Here is a 16,464-nt window from a genome sequence, read left to right as displayed (position 1 = left end):
CACACGGCCCCTGGACCGGAAAGTTGCTGTTTTCCGCGTCAAATTCCCAATAGCAATCCCCGAAAGGGACCGGATCGCATGACCCCGAAGGGCCATGACAGGCTTGAGTGCCTAGCCCCCGGCTGCCGCAACATCATCGAGCAGACCCGGTCCGGCCGACGGCGCAAGTACTGCTCCGACGCGTGCGGAGTGCGGTACCGCAAGTTCCGCAGCGCCCACCCGGAAGCCATCGACAACGACGCCTACGCGATCGCCGTCGCGGAACAGTACGCACAGCACGCCGGGCAGCTGACTCGGACGATCCGTGACGGCCAGCCGGTGGCCGCCCTCCAGTTACTCGTCACATGCGAACAGGACTCGAGGGATCTGCGCGCCGCCGTAGTGCAGCAGGCCCGCGACCGGAAGATCAAGTCAGCAGACATCGCCACCGCACTCCACATCAGCGCGGACACACTCAGCCGCCTGATGACGGCCGAACACATCTCCAGCCGCCGCGAACACCGCACCACACCTACAACTCCCCCACCCGCACCAGCCCCACCGCCCCAGTCCGGGCCGAGCGCGGGCACGAGCGGGCCGCACCAGCGCTATCCCCGGCCGGCCCCCATCTCGCCACCACGCCCGGCCGGCGGCTTCCCGGACACCGACAACGGCCCCCCGGCCGACGGACCGGCCGCCACCTTCGCCCGGGCCCTGTCCCACCTCCAGCGCACCAGCGACAAAACCCTCCGCGCGCTCGGTCAAGAAGCCCGCGTCGACCCGTCATACGTCTCACGGGTCCTCAGCGGCGAACGCCTGCCGTCATGGAAAGTGACCCGGAAGGTCGCCTCCGCCTGCGGAGGCGACCCGGAAGAACAGCGCCCACTGTGGGACGCCGCACGCGGCTACCGCGTCGTCCAGCCCGCCAGCCTCCACGCCGCGCTGCGCGGTCTGCATCTCTCAGCGGCCTGCCCCGACGCCACCCTCATACGCCAACGCACCCACAACACCGTGTCCGTGGAGGACATCACCGGCATGCTCAACGGCACTCGCGTCCCGGACTGGGACCTGGTCGACCACCTCGTGGGCGCCCGGCACGGCCAGGCCGACACCATCCGGCCCCTGTGGGACGCAGCCCGCACCACCGCCGGCCCAAACGCCGCACAACCGGGGCCACCAGCCTTCGAATCCACCCTGCCGGCGGGTGCGTTCGGATGACCGCCCCTGCCGTGACCACGCTGCTCAACCTCCCGACAGGGAGCTGCCCCGTGCCGAAACCCAAACCACCCAGCCACAGCCCCAGACGGCATCACCCCAGCGGACCCGCCCCCCGCGGATCCGATGGGACGATCCTGGACGTGGCACTCCCCCCAGCCTTCGAAGGCTTCTACGCCCTTCACCACGACCACTACCTTGCCTACGCCCTGGCCCACCTGGACCGCCACACCGCCGAAACCACCGTCCGCGAGGCCTTCGGCATCCTGGCCACACACTGGCCGCACGCCGTCAGCCGACACAGCCCCGCCGCATACGGATGGCGCCAACTCGTCGACAGCGTGCACGCCCGCACCCCACCGTTACCCATCCCCGCGGAAACCCCCGAGCAGTACCACGCGATCGTCCTGCACCACATCGCCGGCTACGAACTCCAGGACATCGCCGCCACCACCGGGCACGTACTCAGCAAAATCCAGTACCTCCTGCGCTCATGGAAGCCAGACGCGCCCCCGGCCAGGCCACCCGCAGCGCGTCGGCTGCTGTGATCAGGGGGTGAGGTCCATTACGCGGACCGGCTCCCCCTGCCCACCGTTGCCTGCTTGTACGTACCGACGCGAAGTCCGTGTGCGACGTATCCGCACTGTGCCGCCGCGCGGCAGCAGCCAGTGTCGCTGAGCTGTCGGCCCATCAGGCGGCCCATCGGCGCAGCCCGTTGGTACGGCGGAACCTGCCTTCCTAAGTAGGTGGCCGAGGCAGCTTTGCCGCCACCGGCGAACTAGAGGATAGGCCGCGGTCCAGCGGCTCACCCCGAGATGAAATGCGCCTGGAGGCCATTGGTGACCGAGATCCCTGCCCAGCGAGGAGGGCCGCCGCGCAACGAGATCTTTCTCGAAGCGTTCACGGCCGTCCGTCCGGAGGCGCTCACCAGCTTGGACTTCCAGGGCTTGAAGGAGGACGACAAGAAGTACGTCATACAGGAGGCCGCCGTGTACGTGCTCGACAGCCTGGACGAGGCCAGCGACGTCGCGGAGGTCGCGAAGCTCCTCACCGAACAGATCGAGGTGCAGGCCAAGAACCTGCGCCGAGAGGAGAAGCGACGCCGGCGGAAGGAGTACAGAACGACAGACTTCGACCGCTACCTACAACGTGATGACCGCGGCGATGAGTTGCCGGATGACGGCATTCCCGAATCGGTCCGCAAGTTCGCGCCGGCGGACACGAAGGCGTTGTGGACCGTGCTGCGCAAGCACTTCAAGGGGCGTCAGCTCTCCATCTTGGAGATGCAGTACGCCGGCCCGGACGGGCCGGTCAGCGAGGCGGAGATGGCCAAGACGCTCGGAGTGTCACGGCGAACGATCCGTACTGCTCTGGTGAGAGCGGTGAAGAAGTTCGACCGCCTCAAGGACGACCTCCGCCATCTCGGCGAGAAGGCGGACCACCTCGACGACCAGCAGCAGTAGTCCAGCGGGTGGGGCCGCACGGCTGCCAACCACAGACGGCCCCACCCGCTCCCCGGCCCGAAGACAAGGAAGACAGGAACGATATGAACGAATTCGACTCAAGGGCGGAGAGCGTTGCCGCCTTGTTCGCCCGGTGCCTCCGGGAACTGCGTGCCCGGAGCGTCGCGCACTACCGCGCGACCTCCGCGCGGGAGATCGAGGAGGAGGTGAGCGAGTTGTACGCCGAGCTCTACCGGCGACGCGCCCAGCAGGCAGCCGAGAAGTCCCGCGGCCGCTTTTGGTCGGGTGCTGCCGATCACCGGCCGCCCCAGCGGCGGCGTTCAGACGGATTCCGAGGTCGACGGCTCGTCCCGGCTGGTGAAGCGTGGACGACGGCCCTCTTGCGGTGGCCCCTAGCGGGTGTCGCCGTGCCAGTCGTAGGGCTGGCGATCGCCGCCGCGGCCTTGACCTCGTTCTTGAACCTGTAGCCCGACGAGATGACGAAAGCCCGCTGCTCACTAGGCCTAGGAACCGCGAGCAGCGGGCCGGAGAACACCCCCTGTGAGAGGACATCCCATGAGCAGCATGCCCGATGGGCGCGAGCCGCAACAGCCGAACGCCCCCGCGCTCCTAGGCCAAACGCTGGACGATCTCATCGTCGCTGCCGAGCACGACCTGAACTGTCAGCAGATCAAGGTCGCCCAGAGTAAGACCGAGGTGCGCCGGCTGAAGCGTCGGCGTCGTCGCGCCCGGAACCGCATCATCCGGCGGAAGATGATGCGGATCGCCCGCCCCGCGCTGTGCGTCGCGCTCGGCGTGTGCGGGCTGATCGCGTTCGTCCTCGGGCTGGTCGCTTTTCTCGGTGGCTCCGACACGATGGACGACTGGTTCACGATCGGCGTGACGGCCTGGGGCGCGGCGGCGGTCTTCCGGTCCGGACGCTGATCCCCGAGCAGTACCACGCGATCGTCCTGCACCACATCGCCGGCTGCGAACTCCAGGAGATCGCCGCCACCACCGGGCAGGAACCCAGCAAGATCCGGTACCTCCTGCGCTCATGGAAGCACTCCGCCGTCCAGGCCCCCGCATCCACCAGCCGGCCCTGCTCCGCAGCTGGCCGATCATCTCGCTGACACATCGACGGCCCGCGTGGCAGGGTCGTCGATTCGGCACAGGAGTCTCTGTGGAAGAAGAAGGCAGAAGGCCGCCCGCGGCTGCACGCACGACGCGAGCTCTACCGCGAGGAAGCCGTCGGCGCTATCGAGCAGTACCCGTCCGACAGCCGGAAGTACCGGCGCATCCACAACAGCCTGCAGTCCCTCATCATGATCGGCTCAGCAGCCACGACGACCATCGCCGCCCTGGACACCGGCAAGGAACTGACCTGGCAGAGCGTCCTGCTCACGGCGATCAGCTTCGCCATCACGCTGGCCGCGATGTTCACCGGCTATTACAAGTTCCGCGAGCGCAGCTACTTCCTCCAGCAGACCGCCGACGCCATCGAGGAAGAGGCCAACGCCGTCACGCTCGGCATTGGCCACTACCGCGAGTTCGGGCACGACCGGGAACACGAGGTCTTGAAGCTGTTCACCCAGCGCGTTGAGGACCACCGCAACGAACAGCGGCGCCGCCAGCAGCAACTGGACCAGCCCGCCGACCAGGCCGCCCCCACCGCCGCCCCTCCCGCCTGACCCTGGGGAACGACGACAGCCCCGACGCCGGGCGCGGAGTCGGGGCTGTAATCCACACGAGTCCGCCGTGAGGGAGGACGGACCAAGTACGCGTGTCGAAGAATCAACGCAACCGGACACCGTCTGGTTACGGGCTTGGGGAACATCGGTACAGTGGTTGGCGCTGAGAACGATCACGGTTCCTGGGTGGCGGTCTCCGAGTTCGGGTGAGGTTGGGTCTGGAGTCGCTGGCGGAGATCGGCTTCCTCCGGCGTGAGCGGATCCGGGTGTGAGTAGTTGAGGTACAGGAAATCCCGGCGAGAACGATCATGGTCGTCTAGCACACCTGATCGGTCTGGTGCCGGGGGTTCGGAGGAAGATTCTCGATGGCTGCCAGGGCATGGCTACCGTCCGCCGCATGCCGGTGGAATTTTTAACTGATGAGCAGGCCGAGGCGTACGGAACATTCACCGAGGTGCCCACGCGCCCGGAGCTGGAGCGGTTCTTCTTCCTCGACGATGACGACCGTGACCTGATCGCCCAGCGCCGTACGGACGCGCATCGCCTGGGCATGGCCTTGCAGATCTGCACGGTCCGCTACATCGGCCGGTTCCTGGGTGAGGACCCTCTCGCGGTGCCGTGGGAGGCCGTGGAGTACCTGGGCGGGCAGCTCGGCATCGCCGACGCGTCGTGCGTGAAGCGGTACCCGGAGCGCCGGTCGACGGTGTACGAGCACGCGGCGGAGATCCAGCAGCGGTTCAAGTACCGGGACTTCACCGACCGGAAGTGAGGCCGGGAGTTCCGCGGCTTCCTGTACGGGCGGGCGTGGACGCATGCGGAGGGGCCGGTGGCGCTGTTCAACCACGCGGTGACGTGGCTGCGGAAGAACCGGGTGCTGCTGCCCGGCGTTTCGGTGCTGGCCCGGCAGGTGTCGGAGGCCCGGACGGTTGCCGAGCGGCGCCTGTACGAGGCGGTGGCCCGCGCCGCGTCCCGGGCCGATCCCGCGCTCGCGCCGGCGCTGGCTGAGCTGCTGGTGGTGCCGGAGGGCAAGCGGGTCTCGGAGCTAGAGCGGCTGCGTACTCCGCCGACGAAGTCGACGGAGTACGGCGATGGTGCGGGCCATGGAGCGGGTGGAAGAGATCTCGGCGTTCGCGCTGGGGCGGGTGAACCTGTCCCGGGTGCCGGTGAACCGGCTGTCCACGCTGGCCCGGTACTGGCAGCTGAGCAAGGCGCAGACGATCGAGCGGGCGCCGGAGCCGCGGCGCACCGCGCTGCTGACGGCGGTGGTGCGCCAGCTGGAGGCGCAGGCGGTCGACGACGCGCTTGACCTGTTCGCGGTGCTGATGGCGAACCGGCTGATCAGCCCCGCCCGCAGGGCGTCGGACCGCGACCGACTGGCGATGCTGCCGCAGCTGGAGAAGGCGGCACGCATCCTGGCGAAGGCCTCGAAGATCCTGACCCAGGAGCTGGACCTGGCCGCCGAGGCGGGCACGGATCTGGACGCGGCCGCGCTGTGGGCGGCAGTGGAGGAGGCCGTGCCGCGTACGGCGGTGTCCGGGGCGGTCGCGACCGTGGAGGCCCTGGTGCCGGAGGACGACGGGTCGGCCGAGGCAGCGATGCGCGAGAAGCTGGCCCTGCGCTACAACACGGTGCGCCCCTTCCTGTCGCTGCTGGGCGAGTCGGACGCGCTGAGCGCCGCCCCTGCCGGACGGCGCGTCCTCAAGGCGGTGCGCCGCCTACCCGCGCTGTCGCGCCGACGGGTCAAGGACCGGCCGCTGCTGCCCCGCGAGATCGACGCCGAGCTGGTGCCCGCGATGTGGAAGCGCGCGGTGTTCTCCAACGCCAAGCTGCCGCAGGCCGCGGTCGACCGGGACGCGGACGTGGTGTGCGTGCTGGAGCAGCTGCACCGCGCGCTGAACCGGCGCGACGTGTTCGCCTCGCCGTCGAACCGGTGGGCGGACCCGCGCGCGAGGCTGCTGGACGGTCCGCGGTGGGAGGCGATGCGTGCCGACGTGCTGGCGGGCCTGTCTCTGACCGAGGACGCCGGCGAGCACCTGGCCCGGCTCGCGCGGGGGTTGGATGCGGCCTGGCGGCAGATGGCCGACCGCCTTCAGGAGGCCGGCGACGACGCGAAGGTAGAGATCGTCGTCCCCGAGGGCGGTGGCAGGGCCAAGTTGTCGGTGGACAAGCTCGGAGCGGTGGGCGAGCCGGAGTCGCTGACCTGGCTGAAGAACACCACAGAGGCCATGCTCCCCAGGATCGAGCTGCCGGACCTGCTGTTCGAGGTCCACTCCTGGACTGGGTTCCTCGACGCCTTCGGCCACGTCTCCGAGCGGCGCACCCGCATGGAGGGCCTGCTCGTTTCCCTGGTCGCGCTGCTGGTCTCGCAGAGCTGCAACATCAGCCTGACCCCGGTCATCGACCCGGAGAACAAGGCGCTGACCCGCTCGCGCCTGTCCCACGTCGACCAAAACTATGTGCGCGCCGACACCATCGCCGCGGCGAACGCCGCGCTCATCACCGCCCAGTCCCGCATCGAGCTGGCCCAGATGTGGGGCGGCGGGCTGCTCGCCTCCGTCGACGGGCTGCGGTTCGTCGTCCCCGTCAAGAGCATCAACACCGGCCCCTCGCCCAAGTACTACGGCTACAAACGCGGCGTGACCTGGCTGAACGCCGTCAACGACCAAGTCGCGGGGATCGGCGCGATGGTCGTGCGCGGCACCCCGCGCGACAGCCTGTACACGCTGGACACCCTGCTGAACCTTGACGGCGGGGTGAAGCCGGAGATGGTCGCGACCGACAACGCCTCGTACTCCGACATGGCCTTCGGCCTGTACAAGATGCTCGGCTTCCGCTTCGCCCCACGCTTCCGCGACCTGGACGACCAGCGGTTCTGGCGGGCTGACCTCTGCCCGACGGTGAGGCGCCGGCCGCCGGGTACGGGCCGCTGGAGGCCGTGGCCTGCAACAAGGTGAACCTCAAGAGGATCGCCACGCACTGGCCGGACATGCTCCGGGTGGCCGGATCGCTCATCACCAACCAGGTCCGTGCCTACGACCTGCTGCGGATGTTCGGGCGCGAGGGCCACCCCACCCCGCTGGGGGCGGCGTTCGCCGAGTATGGCCGCATCGACAAGACCATGCACCTGCTTGCCCTGGTCGACCCCGTCGACGACACCTACCGCCGGCTGATGAAACCGGCAGCTGACCGTTCAGGAGTCCCGCCACCGCCTGGCCCGCGCGATCTGCCACGGCGGTCGGGGCCAGATCCGCCAGGCGTATCGCGAGGGCCAGGAGGACCAGCTCGCAGCTCTCGGTCTGGTACTCAACGCCGTGGTCCTGTGGAACACCCGCTACCTGGACGCCGCTGTCGCACGGCTCCGCGCTGAGGGCCACGATCTCAAGGCTGAGGACGTGGCTCGGCTCTCTCCGCTCAAGGACCGGCACATCAACTTCCTGGGCCGCTATCAGTTCAACATCGTGGCCAGCGGGCCGGGCAGTGGCCTGCGCCCATTGCGTGACCCGGGCGCGGCCGATGACGTGGACGACGAGGAGTAAGACCAGCGCGGGAGCACGGTCCCGCGCGTGCACCCGCCACATCCGCGTGCCTGGGCGGTCGTTGAGCTGGTAAGTCCTGCGCGAAGTGGGGACGCTTCGGCGTTCAGTGGTTGCCGGTCACCGGTGCAGATTGGACTTTCGGCAGTGGTCGGACGGCGCCCGATGTCCGTACCGTCATCTCCGTGGACAGCACAATGATCAACGGTGAGACTGGGACCGGAACCGCTGTGTTACGGCGGGCCCTTGATCCTGGGGCCATTCTCACGGCGGCTACCGCGGTGGCTGCTGGTCTGAGCGTGATGAACCTGTGGTGGGCTGTCCCGACTGCCATCGCCGCGTTCCTGGCAGGACGGCGGCCTGGACGGACGGCGGCGACAGTGCTCGCCCTGGTCGCGATTCTCGCGGCCAGTGTGGTGGCGTTGTCCGTCGTTCCTGGTTGGCTCCCTCTGGCTGGCCGGTTTGTGACAGTGGTGGTTGCCGCCATGATGTTGCCCTGGTTCGCGGGCCGGTTCTGGTGCCAGTATCAGCAGCTTGTCCGGGCCGGGTGGGAGCGTGCCGATCAGTTGCAACGCGAGCAGCAACTGATCGCTGATCAAGCCCGGCTGCGCGAGCGGGCGCGTATCGCCCAGGACATGCATGACGTACTCGGCCATGACCTCAGCCTGATCGCCCTGTCGGCCGGCGCACTCAAACTGGCGCCGGACCTTGAAGAACACCACCAAAGGGCCGCGGGGGACATCCGAGCCAGAGCCGCGGCCGCGGTGGAGCGTCTCGGGGAGGTGATCGGTGTTCTGCGTGAGGAGACCGACACAACGCCGATGGGCCCCAACAACTCCAGCCTCGCGAGTCTGATTTCCGAGGCTTCTGCGGCCGGTCTCACGGTGGAGTTGCGCATCGACGGCGAGGCGGACGACCTGCCGCCCGTGGTCAAAGCGGCGGCTCACCGGGTCGTTCAGGAAGCTCTGACCAACGTTGCCAAGCACGCGTCCGGCGCGACCGCGACTGTCCACGTGACGCATACGGCAGCAGAAACAAAGGTCGTGGTAGAGAACGGCCCGCCATCGTCTGCGGCCAATCATCGGCCCCGGCCTCGGAGTGCAAGGCGTGGCCTTATCGGTCTCGAAGAACGTGTGCGGTTGACCGGCGGTTCGTTCGACCACGGCCCGCGCGACGGAGGCTACGCAGTCGTCGCGCGTATCCCGCACACACCCTCGCCGCCACTGCCGCCCGCGCCCTCAGCCTCTCGCGGTGACGAGTTGCCGCAGGAACATCTCAGTGCTCGGCGCCGGGTCGGCCGGGCCCTGGTCGCAGCGGTCATGGTGCCCCTCGTGACGGGAGCTTTGCTGAGCGGAGCTCTCACGGGCTGGGAGATGCTGTCGGCGTCACAGTCGGTCCTGGACCCACGCGACTATGCCCGCCTGCATGTGGGGCAAGATCGTTCCGAGGTGGAGCGTTTCCTGCCGGACCGGCAGACGAACTATCGACCGCTGACTGCCAAGCCGACGGGAGACGGCATAACGTGCGAGTACTACGCGATGACGGCCGACCGGTTCGACGACCGGTCCGGCGACGCCTACCAGCTCTGCTTCCGGAAGGACACCCTGGTGTCCCTGGACACGATCACCCCGTGAGCGCTCGATGATCCGGGTGCTGATCGCCGACGACGAGCCGATTATCCGCGCAGGGGTACGCGCCGTCCTGGCCACGGATCCGGACATCGAAGTCGTCGCCGAGGCCGTCGACGGACACGCCGCCGTTGAATTGGTCCAACGCCATCGTCCCACGGTGGCCGTTCTCGATATCCGCATGCCGGGAATCAATGGCATCGACGCCGCCGCGGAAATCCGCAACACCGTGCCGACCACGAGCATCGTCATGCTGACGACCTTCGGTGAGGACGACTACATCCTCAAGGCGCTCGGCGGTGGTGCAGCAGGCTTCCTGATCAAGTCGGGCGAGCCCGAGGAACTGATCACCGGAGTCCGTGCGGTGGCCGAAGGCGCCGCCTACCTGTCACCGAAAGTCGCGGCCCGGGTCATCGCGCACCTCGCCGCGACGGGCGCGGGCACCCTGGCCGGTCGGCGCTCCGCCGCCCGCCAGCGGGTCGCCGCCCTCACCGCCCGGGAAAGAGAGGTACTGGCCTTCCTCGGAAGCGGCCTGTCCAACGGGCAGATCGCCCGGCGACTCCATGTGGTCGAGGGAACGGTCAAAGCCCACGTGAGTTCCATCCTGGCGAGGCTGGGCGTCGACAACCGGGCCGCTGCCGCGGTCGTGGCCCACGAAGCCGGGATCATTCCGCCTCAGCCTTCCCAGCCGTGATGCCACCGACTGAGCAAGGGGCATGAACGCGAGCAGCACCGCCGCCACGACAGCGCCGCCAAGCGTCGCGCCGGCCAGCACATCGTGCGGGTAATGAACCCCCACCAGCACACGCAGCAGCGCAGCGGCCCCCGCCAGCGGCAGCGTGATCGCGGCGAGGCGGGGCCGCAGCACGGCGAGACCGACGGCCAGGCCGGCGGCCAGGGTGGAGTGGTTGCTCGGAAACGACCAGTCCCCTGCTCCGGGGCATTCCGCGACAGATTCGGCGCCTGCGCGTAACGCACGGCAAGGACGCTCCTCGTCCACCACGAGCTTCACCGCTTCGCTCACTACGTAGGCCACGACGGTGCCGAGACCGGTCAGAACGGATCCGGCAACCCCCCGTGTGTCGTTGCGGCGGATTGCCGTCCACCACGTCCAGACCAGCAACATTCCGAGGATCACAAGAGTGCCCTCGGTGGCCACTTCCAGGAGAGGTCCCAGCCACGACGGCGCATCCGCCACCGCCCAGGTCACCGACCGATACGCGGACGCCGAAGCTCCACCCGTGACCTCGACAGCACCAACCTCACCCAGCCCACCGGGGGACAGCCAAGTGACAACTCCTGCTCCCAAGCCCAGGACGGCCAACGCGCCGAGCAGCCGACCGGCTCGGACTTTCTTTCGCGGTTCTCGTTCCATGAGGCCCGAACGTAGAAGCGGGAACAGCCGGGAACCCGAGCCGAACGGCAACACCGGACCTCGACGATCGTCAGGGTTGACAGCTACGGACGCCTTCGTTCACGTCACCGGACGCACACCCCGGCCTTCAACAAACCTTCGTTTTCTGAAGATCGTTCCACAGGGTTGCCCGGGCCCCCCAGGGCCTTCAAAAACCCCTTCAAAAACCTGAGTCGTTCAACAACTCCAGACCACCGTTTTCTGACATGATCCGGAGCCATGACCGCCCCAGAACCGGCCGACGGGCCGGACCTCCTCGTCGCCGAGCCGCTCGTCCGCACCGAAATCAAGATCGGATACGCCCGGGTCTCGACTGGCGGGCAGAAGCTCGAACGGCAGCTCGATGCCCTCACCGCCGCCGGATGCCGGAAGATCTTCGCGGACAAGAAGTCCGGCAAGAACGCCCTCCGCCCCGAGTTGAAGGCGTGCCACGCCTTTCTCGACGCGGGCGACACCCTCGTCGTCCCCTCGCTCGACCGCTACGGCCGCAGCCTCCAGGACCTCATCAACATGGTCGCCGAACTCCGCGAGCGCGGTATCGGCTTCACTTCGCTGCACGAGAACCTGGACACCACCACCCCCGGCGGACGGCTCATCTTCCACGTCTTCGCCGCCCTGGCGGAGTTCATCCGCGAACTCATCGTCATCGGCACCAACGAGGGCCTGGCCGCCGCCCGCGCCCACGGCAGGGTCGGCGGACGCCCCACCGTCGCCACCGAGGAAGTCATCCGCGCCGCCCGCGACCTGCTGCCCGATCCTGGCCGCTCGATCACCTCGATCGCCAAACTGCTCGGCGTCTCACCCGGCACCCTCTACAACCACATTCCCGACCTGCGCGAACTGCGGGCCGGAGCCGTACCCCGGCAGCTCGAAGCTCCTGCGAAGTAGCCCAGCCTCAACAAGATCAATCTCAGCGGCACTTTCTGTACCGCAACTACTCGCACCCGGGATCGTCCGGGCGCCGGATGCGGACTCGGCGGGGACGTGGGGTGTCGTCGACGTCCTGGAGATCGGCGAAGTCGGCGTGCGCCGCCTCGACGGCCTCGGGGTACGCCTCCTTCTTCTCGTGCTCGGTGAGCGCGCGGTAGATGCTCGCGACGCTGGGGGCCTGGCCCTTGCGTTTGCCGGTGGGGATGATCAAGTCGGGCTGGATCTGCTCGACCGACTCGCCGTTCGCGCGGCGCCGGAGCACGGTGTGCAGCATGTCGTCGGTGATGACGGGCGGTCGGCCGCCGTGCTTGCCCTTGCGGGCCGCCGCGTCGAGTCCTTCGAGGGTCGACTCCCGGATGTTCTCCCGCTCGGTCTCCGCCATCGCCGCGAAGAACGCGAACAGGAGACGGCCCGGCCCGCTGGGGTCGTACATCCCTGGCAGGGGCCCGGCGAGCATCTCCAAGACCAGGCCGTGGGCAGTGAGGTGGTCGGCGAGCGCGGTGAGTCCGGCGGCGTCGCGGCCCAGGCGCTTCATCTCGTACACGGTGAAGATGACCCGGCACTGCGGGGCGTGGGCCTTGATCTGGCGGGCGAGCGCGAGCGCGGCCTCGAACTGGGGCCGGACCCGCACGCGGGTGCTGATCTTCTCGGAGAACACCTTGTCGCGCTCGATGCCGTGCTTGGCGAGGGCGTCGAGCTGGGACTGGAGTTCCTGGGTGAGCGTCGAGCACCTTGCGTACCCGATGCGGATGTCTGCGCTCGGGGTGTCCGGCGCCAGGGCGAGCGGGACCGAAGTGCCGGGGCGCCACGGCTGGCCCGGCCCGCGGTCGGCGGGGGTGGGCACGCGCAGGAGCTTGGCGAGTCGGGGCACCTTGGTGAAGCGGCCGGTGTGGTAGGTGCCGGCGACCGCGCCGGAGCGCGAGCGGCACGGCGAGCCGGGTTCGGCCCGGCAGCGCGGGCAGGGGTGACGCTCGACCTCGTCCGCGTCGCTCGGGGAGGCTTCTTGAGGGACCGTCATGCCCCGGACGTTGTCACAAACAATTCTCAGAAGTGCCCCGAACCCACCTTTGAGTGAGAACGAGTTCGCGAACCGAACCGGCGGTTCGCGATCACCGGGATGCCGCCTTGGATCTTGCTCGGGCAAAGGACCCGTTTGTGAGAATCACTCGGCATCGGGGTCGGTGTCGCTCGGGTGGGTTCCGGTGAGCTCCGGCCTCGGAGAACATCGGTACGGCGGCTATCGGTGAGATTGATCATGGTCCGGGCGGCCTTCGCACTTCTGCGCTGGTTGCGCCGACTGCGTATCCGCTGGGATATCCGCGTCGGCATCCACCAGGCCTTCCTCACCCTCGGCCGCGCAATCGTCTGCTGGCGGCGCCTCAAAAGCAGTGCTGATCTGATCCCTCAGCCCGTACCGCCTACCAGTGCCTCGCCGAGCGGGGTGCGCCGGTAGAGCACCGACCGTCCGGACCGGGCGCGGACGAGCAGTCCCGCGCCTCGCAGGATGGCGAGGTGGTCTCCTACCGCGCCGGGTGCCATGGCAAGGCTTCGGGCGAGGTGGCTGGTACTGGCCGGGGCGTCCAGCGCCAACAGCAGCCGGGCTCGGGACCGGCCGACCAGAGCGGTCAGGGCGTCCGGTCGGGGGACGATCTCCTGTTCGCCCCACAGGGCGGCGGTGCCGCGGGCACGATAGATCAAGGTCCTGGGCCAGGGGTCTTCCAGGTGGGCGGCGATATTCGCGACGAAGACCGAAGGGATCAGCAGGAGCCCGTCGCCGGCGAGGCGGACTGTTCCGACTTGGGGGAAGTGGCCGATCTCGATACCGCCGGCTTGCCAGGCGATGCTCGGGTGCAGGCTCTCGATGGTCGTGACCCATCCGTGTTCGCCGATCACACCCACCCGGTGCACGACGTCGCGCTCACAGATCGCGCGCAGTTGCGGCCAGTCCGTGGCGAGCAGCTCGTGCCACGCCTGGTCCATCGCCTCGGCGATCCTGGAGGCGGCGTCCGTCGAGTCCAGCACTGCGCGTACGCGGGGATCGCGGGCGGGCGGGCCGGTCGCGTTGGTGGCGAATTCGTGGCGGGCCGCTTCCAGCGGTGTGGCCCGGATCATGGCCAGGTCGTCTGCCCAGGTCTGGTTGAGGCCGCGCGGGGGCGGGGCGACGAAGTTCGGTCCGGATTGGGGGCTGTGCAGGGCGAGGACGGCGTTCAGTTCGGTCTCGCGGCGAAGCCGTTCGAAGGCCGGCAGGAGCCGGGTGGCCCAGGCTCGCGGCAGTGGCCGGTCTTGGCCGGCGAGCGAGCGCAGCAGGAAGCAGAGGTCCATCGCGGGGGAGAGTGCGAAGCGGCTGCGCAGCAGGGCCTCGACGGAGACTTCGAAGCGGAGCACCCTGCGACGTTACCGCAGGACATCCGTTCCGATTCGTCGAGCGACGAATCATTGTTGGGTGGGGTGGGCGCACGGCGAGGCTGGGCGTCATGACCCCAACCGCCGAACCCGCGCAGGGCAACCACCGTGCCACCTACCGGGAGGTGCTGGCCGAGCCGCGATTCCGGCTGCTCTTCTCAACCCGCGCCGTCTCGATCACTGCGGATGCGCTGCGGATCACCACATTCTCGGTTCTGGTCTTCTCGGCCACCGGCTCCGCGCTGCTGAGCGCAGTGGCCTTCGGCATCGGCTTCATCCCGCAGCTGTTCGGCTCGCTGTTGCTGGGCTCACTGGCCGACCGACTGCCGCCCCGCGCGCTCATTACCGGCGGCTACGCCTTGACGTGCGCCGCCGCCCTGCTGCTCGCCCTGGTGCGGATGCCGATCGCGGCAAGCCTCGGTGTCGTGGCGCTGGTCTCCCTCGCCACACCGGTGTTTCACGGCGCGTCGAGTCGGCTGGTCGCGCAGTCGCTGGAGGGCGACGCCTATGTACTGGGCCGGTCACTGAACAACATCGCTGGCTCCGGCGCGCAATTGTTCGGTCTGGCGCTGGGAGGTGCGGCCGTCGCGGTACTCGGCCCGCACCGGGCGCTCGCGGTCAGCGCCGTCCTTTACCTCGGCTGCGCGCTTGCTATCCGCATCCGGCTACCCCGGCTGCAGCCGGGAGAGTTCGGCGGCACACCCGGCAGCGCTGGGGGCGATGGCGGGGCCGTCCGGGCAAGCCTGCATGGTGCAGGCCTGCTGCTGCGAGGACGCACGGTGCGACGACTGATGCTGGCCCAGTGGCTACCGACCGCTTTCGTAGCGGGCGCGGAAGGCCTGATCGTCGCCTACGCCGGAGGACGCCACTTCGCGCCCGGCTGGTACGCGGTGCTGATGGGCTGTACGCCGGTTGGCATGCTTGTCGGTGACCTGCTGGTGGGTCGACTGCTACGGCCACGCGCCCGGGAGCGACTGGTAGTCCCGTTGATCGCGCTGATGGGACTGCCGCTGGTCGGCTTTGCTGCCGAGCCCGGAGTGGGCGTCTCGTCCTGTCTGCTGCTGTTCTGCGGCTTCGGATTCGCCTACGGTCTCGGCCTGCAACGGCCGTTCCTGGACGCCCTGCCGCAGGATGGCCAGGGCCAGGCCTTCGGTCTGCTCGGCTCCGGCAGCATGACGCTGCAGGGCGTCGGGCCGGCCTGCTTCGGCGCGGTGGCCGCAGTCATCGGAACAGGCGGCGCAATCGCCCTGGCAGGCGGCGCGGCGGCGCTTACCGCCGGCTGGATTCTCACCTGGCACCCGCCCACCTCCCCGGTCCCCGTCCCGAACTACTCAACGGGATCAGAGAACGGCACCGAACAGCATGCGTGTAGTTCTCCTGCGCAGTAACCGCCGCAGGTCGAGTCGGCTGCGAGCCGTCACGCACCCCACCCCCACCCCACGTCTCTCTGACAGACAGTCATTCCCGGTAGTTCATTGTGTAAGGAGTCCTAAGCCTCGGCTATGCCAGCCGTTGCGGACCACGTACGGGATTTTGAGACCACGAACAGCCCATGGAAGGTTCATGCCGCATGATCGATAAATTCGCGAAGGACAACCTGCACGGGAGACTGCGGCGGGACCGCAAGGCGCTGCTCTGGAAACTCGACGGCTTGTCCGAATACGACGCCCGCCGACCTTTGACAGCGACCGGGACCAACCTCCTCGGCCTGGTCAAACACGTGGCCACCGTCGAGGCCAGGTACTTCGGCGAGGTCTTCGACCGCCCTTCCCCGGAAGCGCTGCCCCGGTGGCAGGACTACAACGGCAGCGATCTGTGGGCGACCGAGGACGAGACCCGCGAACAGATCATCGAGTTCTACCGGCGCACGTGGGAACACTCGGACGCGACGATCAACGAGCTTCCCCTCGACGCCCCCGGCCACGTGCCATGGTGGCCGGAGCCCCATCCCAACACGAACCTGTTCGCCGTCATGGTCCATGTCCTCGGCGAGTCCATCCGGCATGCCGGGCACGCCGATATCCTGCGCGAGGGCCTCGACGGCCGGACCGGGTTGCGCGCCGAACTCGAGAAGCAGATCGACGAGGAAGCCCGTGCCGCCTACTGCGCGAAGATCGAGCAGGCCGCCAGGTCGGACGCATCAATCAAGGCTTGGTCGGATATATCGGGCAGCCTGACATCAGCTCCCCTACCGGCGCTTGCGATTTCCGAGCACCCGGCCACCTGATA

The 16,464-nt window shown here is 68.5% G+C and carries 12 protein-coding genes and 2 pseudogenes; 11 read left to right on the top strand and 3 right to left on the bottom strand.

Translation table 11 applies throughout. The features are described 5' to 3' along the window. Positions 1-78: 78 nt before the first annotated feature. The 8 genes and pseudogenes from ACFWDI_RS26435 (at position 79) to ACFWDI_RS26400 (ending at position 10,182) form a co-directional block, all read left to right on the top strand. Positions 79-1,197: a helix-turn-helix domain-containing protein gene (locus ACFWDI_RS26435; RefSeq protein WP_385307409.1), complete on the top strand. Its 1,119-nt coding sequence runs from the start codon at positions 79-81 to the stop codon at positions 1,195-1,197. Between the two features lie 140 nt (positions 1,198-1,337). Then, on the top strand, positions 1,338-1,742 hold the full coding sequence (locus ACFWDI_RS26430) for a hypothetical protein (protein WP_385307408.1): 405 nt from the start codon (positions 1,338-1,340) through the stop codon (positions 1,740-1,742). Between the two features lie 291 nt (positions 1,743-2,033). Further along, entirely contained in the window at positions 2,034-2,657 is a 624-nt protein-coding gene (locus tag ACFWDI_RS26425; protein ID WP_385307407.1) for a hypothetical protein, read from the top strand. 555 nt (positions 2,658-3,212) lie between these two features. Beyond that, entirely contained in the window at positions 3,213-3,581 is a 369-nt protein-coding gene (locus ACFWDI_RS26420) for a hypothetical protein (protein ID WP_385307406.1), read from the top strand. 191 nt (positions 3,582-3,772) lie between these two features. Continuing rightward, positions 3,773-4,327 carry a DUF4231 domain-containing protein gene (locus tag ACFWDI_RS26415; RefSeq protein ID WP_385307530.1) on the top strand — a complete coding sequence of 185 codons (555 nt, stop codon included), beginning with the start codon at positions 3,773-3,775 and terminating at the stop codon, positions 4,325-4,327. Between the two features lie 397 nt (positions 4,328-4,724). Further along, positions 4,725-7,863: pseudogene (locus tag ACFWDI_RS26410) on the top strand (Tn3 family transposase). Positions 7,864-8,045: 182 nt separating this feature from the next. Then, on the top strand, positions 8,046-9,494 hold the full coding sequence (locus ACFWDI_RS26405; protein WP_385307404.1) for a sensor histidine kinase: 1,449 nt from the start codon (positions 8,046-8,048) through the stop codon (positions 9,492-9,494). A gap of 7 nt (positions 9,495-9,501) precedes the next feature. After that, on the top strand, positions 9,502-10,182 hold the full coding sequence (locus ACFWDI_RS26400) for a response regulator (RefSeq protein WP_385307402.1): 681 nt from the start codon (positions 9,502-9,504) through the stop codon (positions 10,180-10,182). Between the two features lie 39 nt (positions 10,183-10,221). Here ACFWDI_RS26400 and ACFWDI_RS26395 read toward each other — a convergent pair. Next, positions 10,222-10,614 (bottom strand): annotated as a pseudogene (locus ACFWDI_RS26395) (phosphatase PAP2 family protein); the annotation flags it as partial. 507 nt (positions 10,615-11,121) lie between these two features. On the opposite strand from ACFWDI_RS26395, the gene ACFWDI_RS26390 reads away from it, so the two are divergent. Next, the gene (locus ACFWDI_RS26390) at positions 11,122-11,790 is read left to right on the top strand and encodes a recombinase family protein (RefSeq protein ID WP_385307400.1); all 669 of its coding nucleotides are present in this window, start codon (positions 11,122-11,124) and stop codon (positions 11,788-11,790) included. 46 nt (positions 11,791-11,836) lie between these two features. On the opposite strand, the gene ACFWDI_RS26385 is transcribed toward ACFWDI_RS26390, so the two are convergent. Both ACFWDI_RS26385 and ACFWDI_RS26380 read right to left on the bottom strand, forming a co-directional pair. Beyond that, complete coding sequence (locus ACFWDI_RS26385) at positions 11,837-12,850, bottom strand: recombinase family protein (protein WP_385307398.1); 1,014 nt, start codon at positions 12,848-12,850, stop codon at positions 11,837-11,839. 386 nt (positions 12,851-13,236) lie between these two features. Then, positions 13,237-14,217 carry an ArsR/SmtB family transcription factor gene (locus ACFWDI_RS26380; RefSeq protein ID WP_385307396.1) on the bottom strand — a complete coding sequence of 327 codons (981 nt, stop codon included), beginning with the start codon at positions 14,215-14,217 and terminating at the stop codon, positions 13,237-13,239. A gap of 89 nt (positions 14,218-14,306) precedes the next feature. Here ACFWDI_RS26380 and ACFWDI_RS26375 point away from each other — a divergent pair, with 89 nt between their 5' ends. After that, positions 14,307-15,623, top strand: coding sequence for an MFS transporter (locus ACFWDI_RS26375; protein WP_385307394.1), 1,317 nt, complete (start codon positions 14,307-14,309; stop codon positions 15,621-15,623). A gap of 182 nt (positions 15,624-15,805) precedes the next feature. Next, complete coding sequence (locus ACFWDI_RS26370) at positions 15,806-16,462, top strand: DinB family protein (protein WP_385307393.1); 657 nt, start codon at positions 15,806-15,808, stop codon at positions 16,460-16,462. The last annotated feature ends 2 nt before the right edge of the window (positions 16,463-16,464 follow it).

Origin of the sequence: Streptomyces sp. NPDC060064 (assembly GCF_042736455.1) — a bacterium.
Taxonomy (GTDB): Bacteria; Actinomycetota; Actinomycetes; order Streptomycetales; family Streptomycetaceae; genus Streptomyces.
The sequence above is the reverse complement of the archived record's forward strand: the minus strand, read 5'-3'. Positions and strand labels throughout refer to the sequence as shown.

What these genes read in the sequence shown, in the direction of transcription:
- ACFWDI_RS26435 (WP_385307409.1), top strand. Translation starts at nt 79, where the DNA reads ATGACCCCGAAGGGCCATGACAGGCTTGAGTGCCTAGCCCCCGGCTGC.
- ACFWDI_RS26420 (WP_385307406.1), top strand. Translation starts at nt 3,213, where the DNA reads ATGAGCAGCATGCCCGATGGGCGCGAGCCGCAACAGCCGAACGCCCCC.
- ACFWDI_RS26400 (WP_385307402.1), top strand. Translation starts at nt 9,502, where the DNA reads ATGATCCGGGTGCTGATCGCCGACGACGAGCCGATTATCCGCGCAGGG.
- ACFWDI_RS26390 (WP_385307400.1), top strand. Translation starts at nt 11,122, where the DNA reads ATGACCGCCCCAGAACCGGCCGACGGGCCGGACCTCCTCGTCGCCGAG.
- ACFWDI_RS26385 (WP_385307398.1), bottom strand. Translation starts at nt 12,850, where the DNA reads ATGACGGTCCCTCAAGAAGCCTCCCCGAGCGACGCGGACGAGGTCGAG.
- ACFWDI_RS26375 (WP_385307394.1), top strand. Translation starts at nt 14,307, where the DNA reads ATGACCCCAACCGCCGAACCCGCGCAGGGCAACCACCGTGCCACCTAC.
- ACFWDI_RS26370 (WP_385307393.1), top strand. Translation starts at nt 15,806, where the DNA reads ATGATCGATAAATTCGCGAAGGACAACCTGCACGGGAGACTGCGGCGG.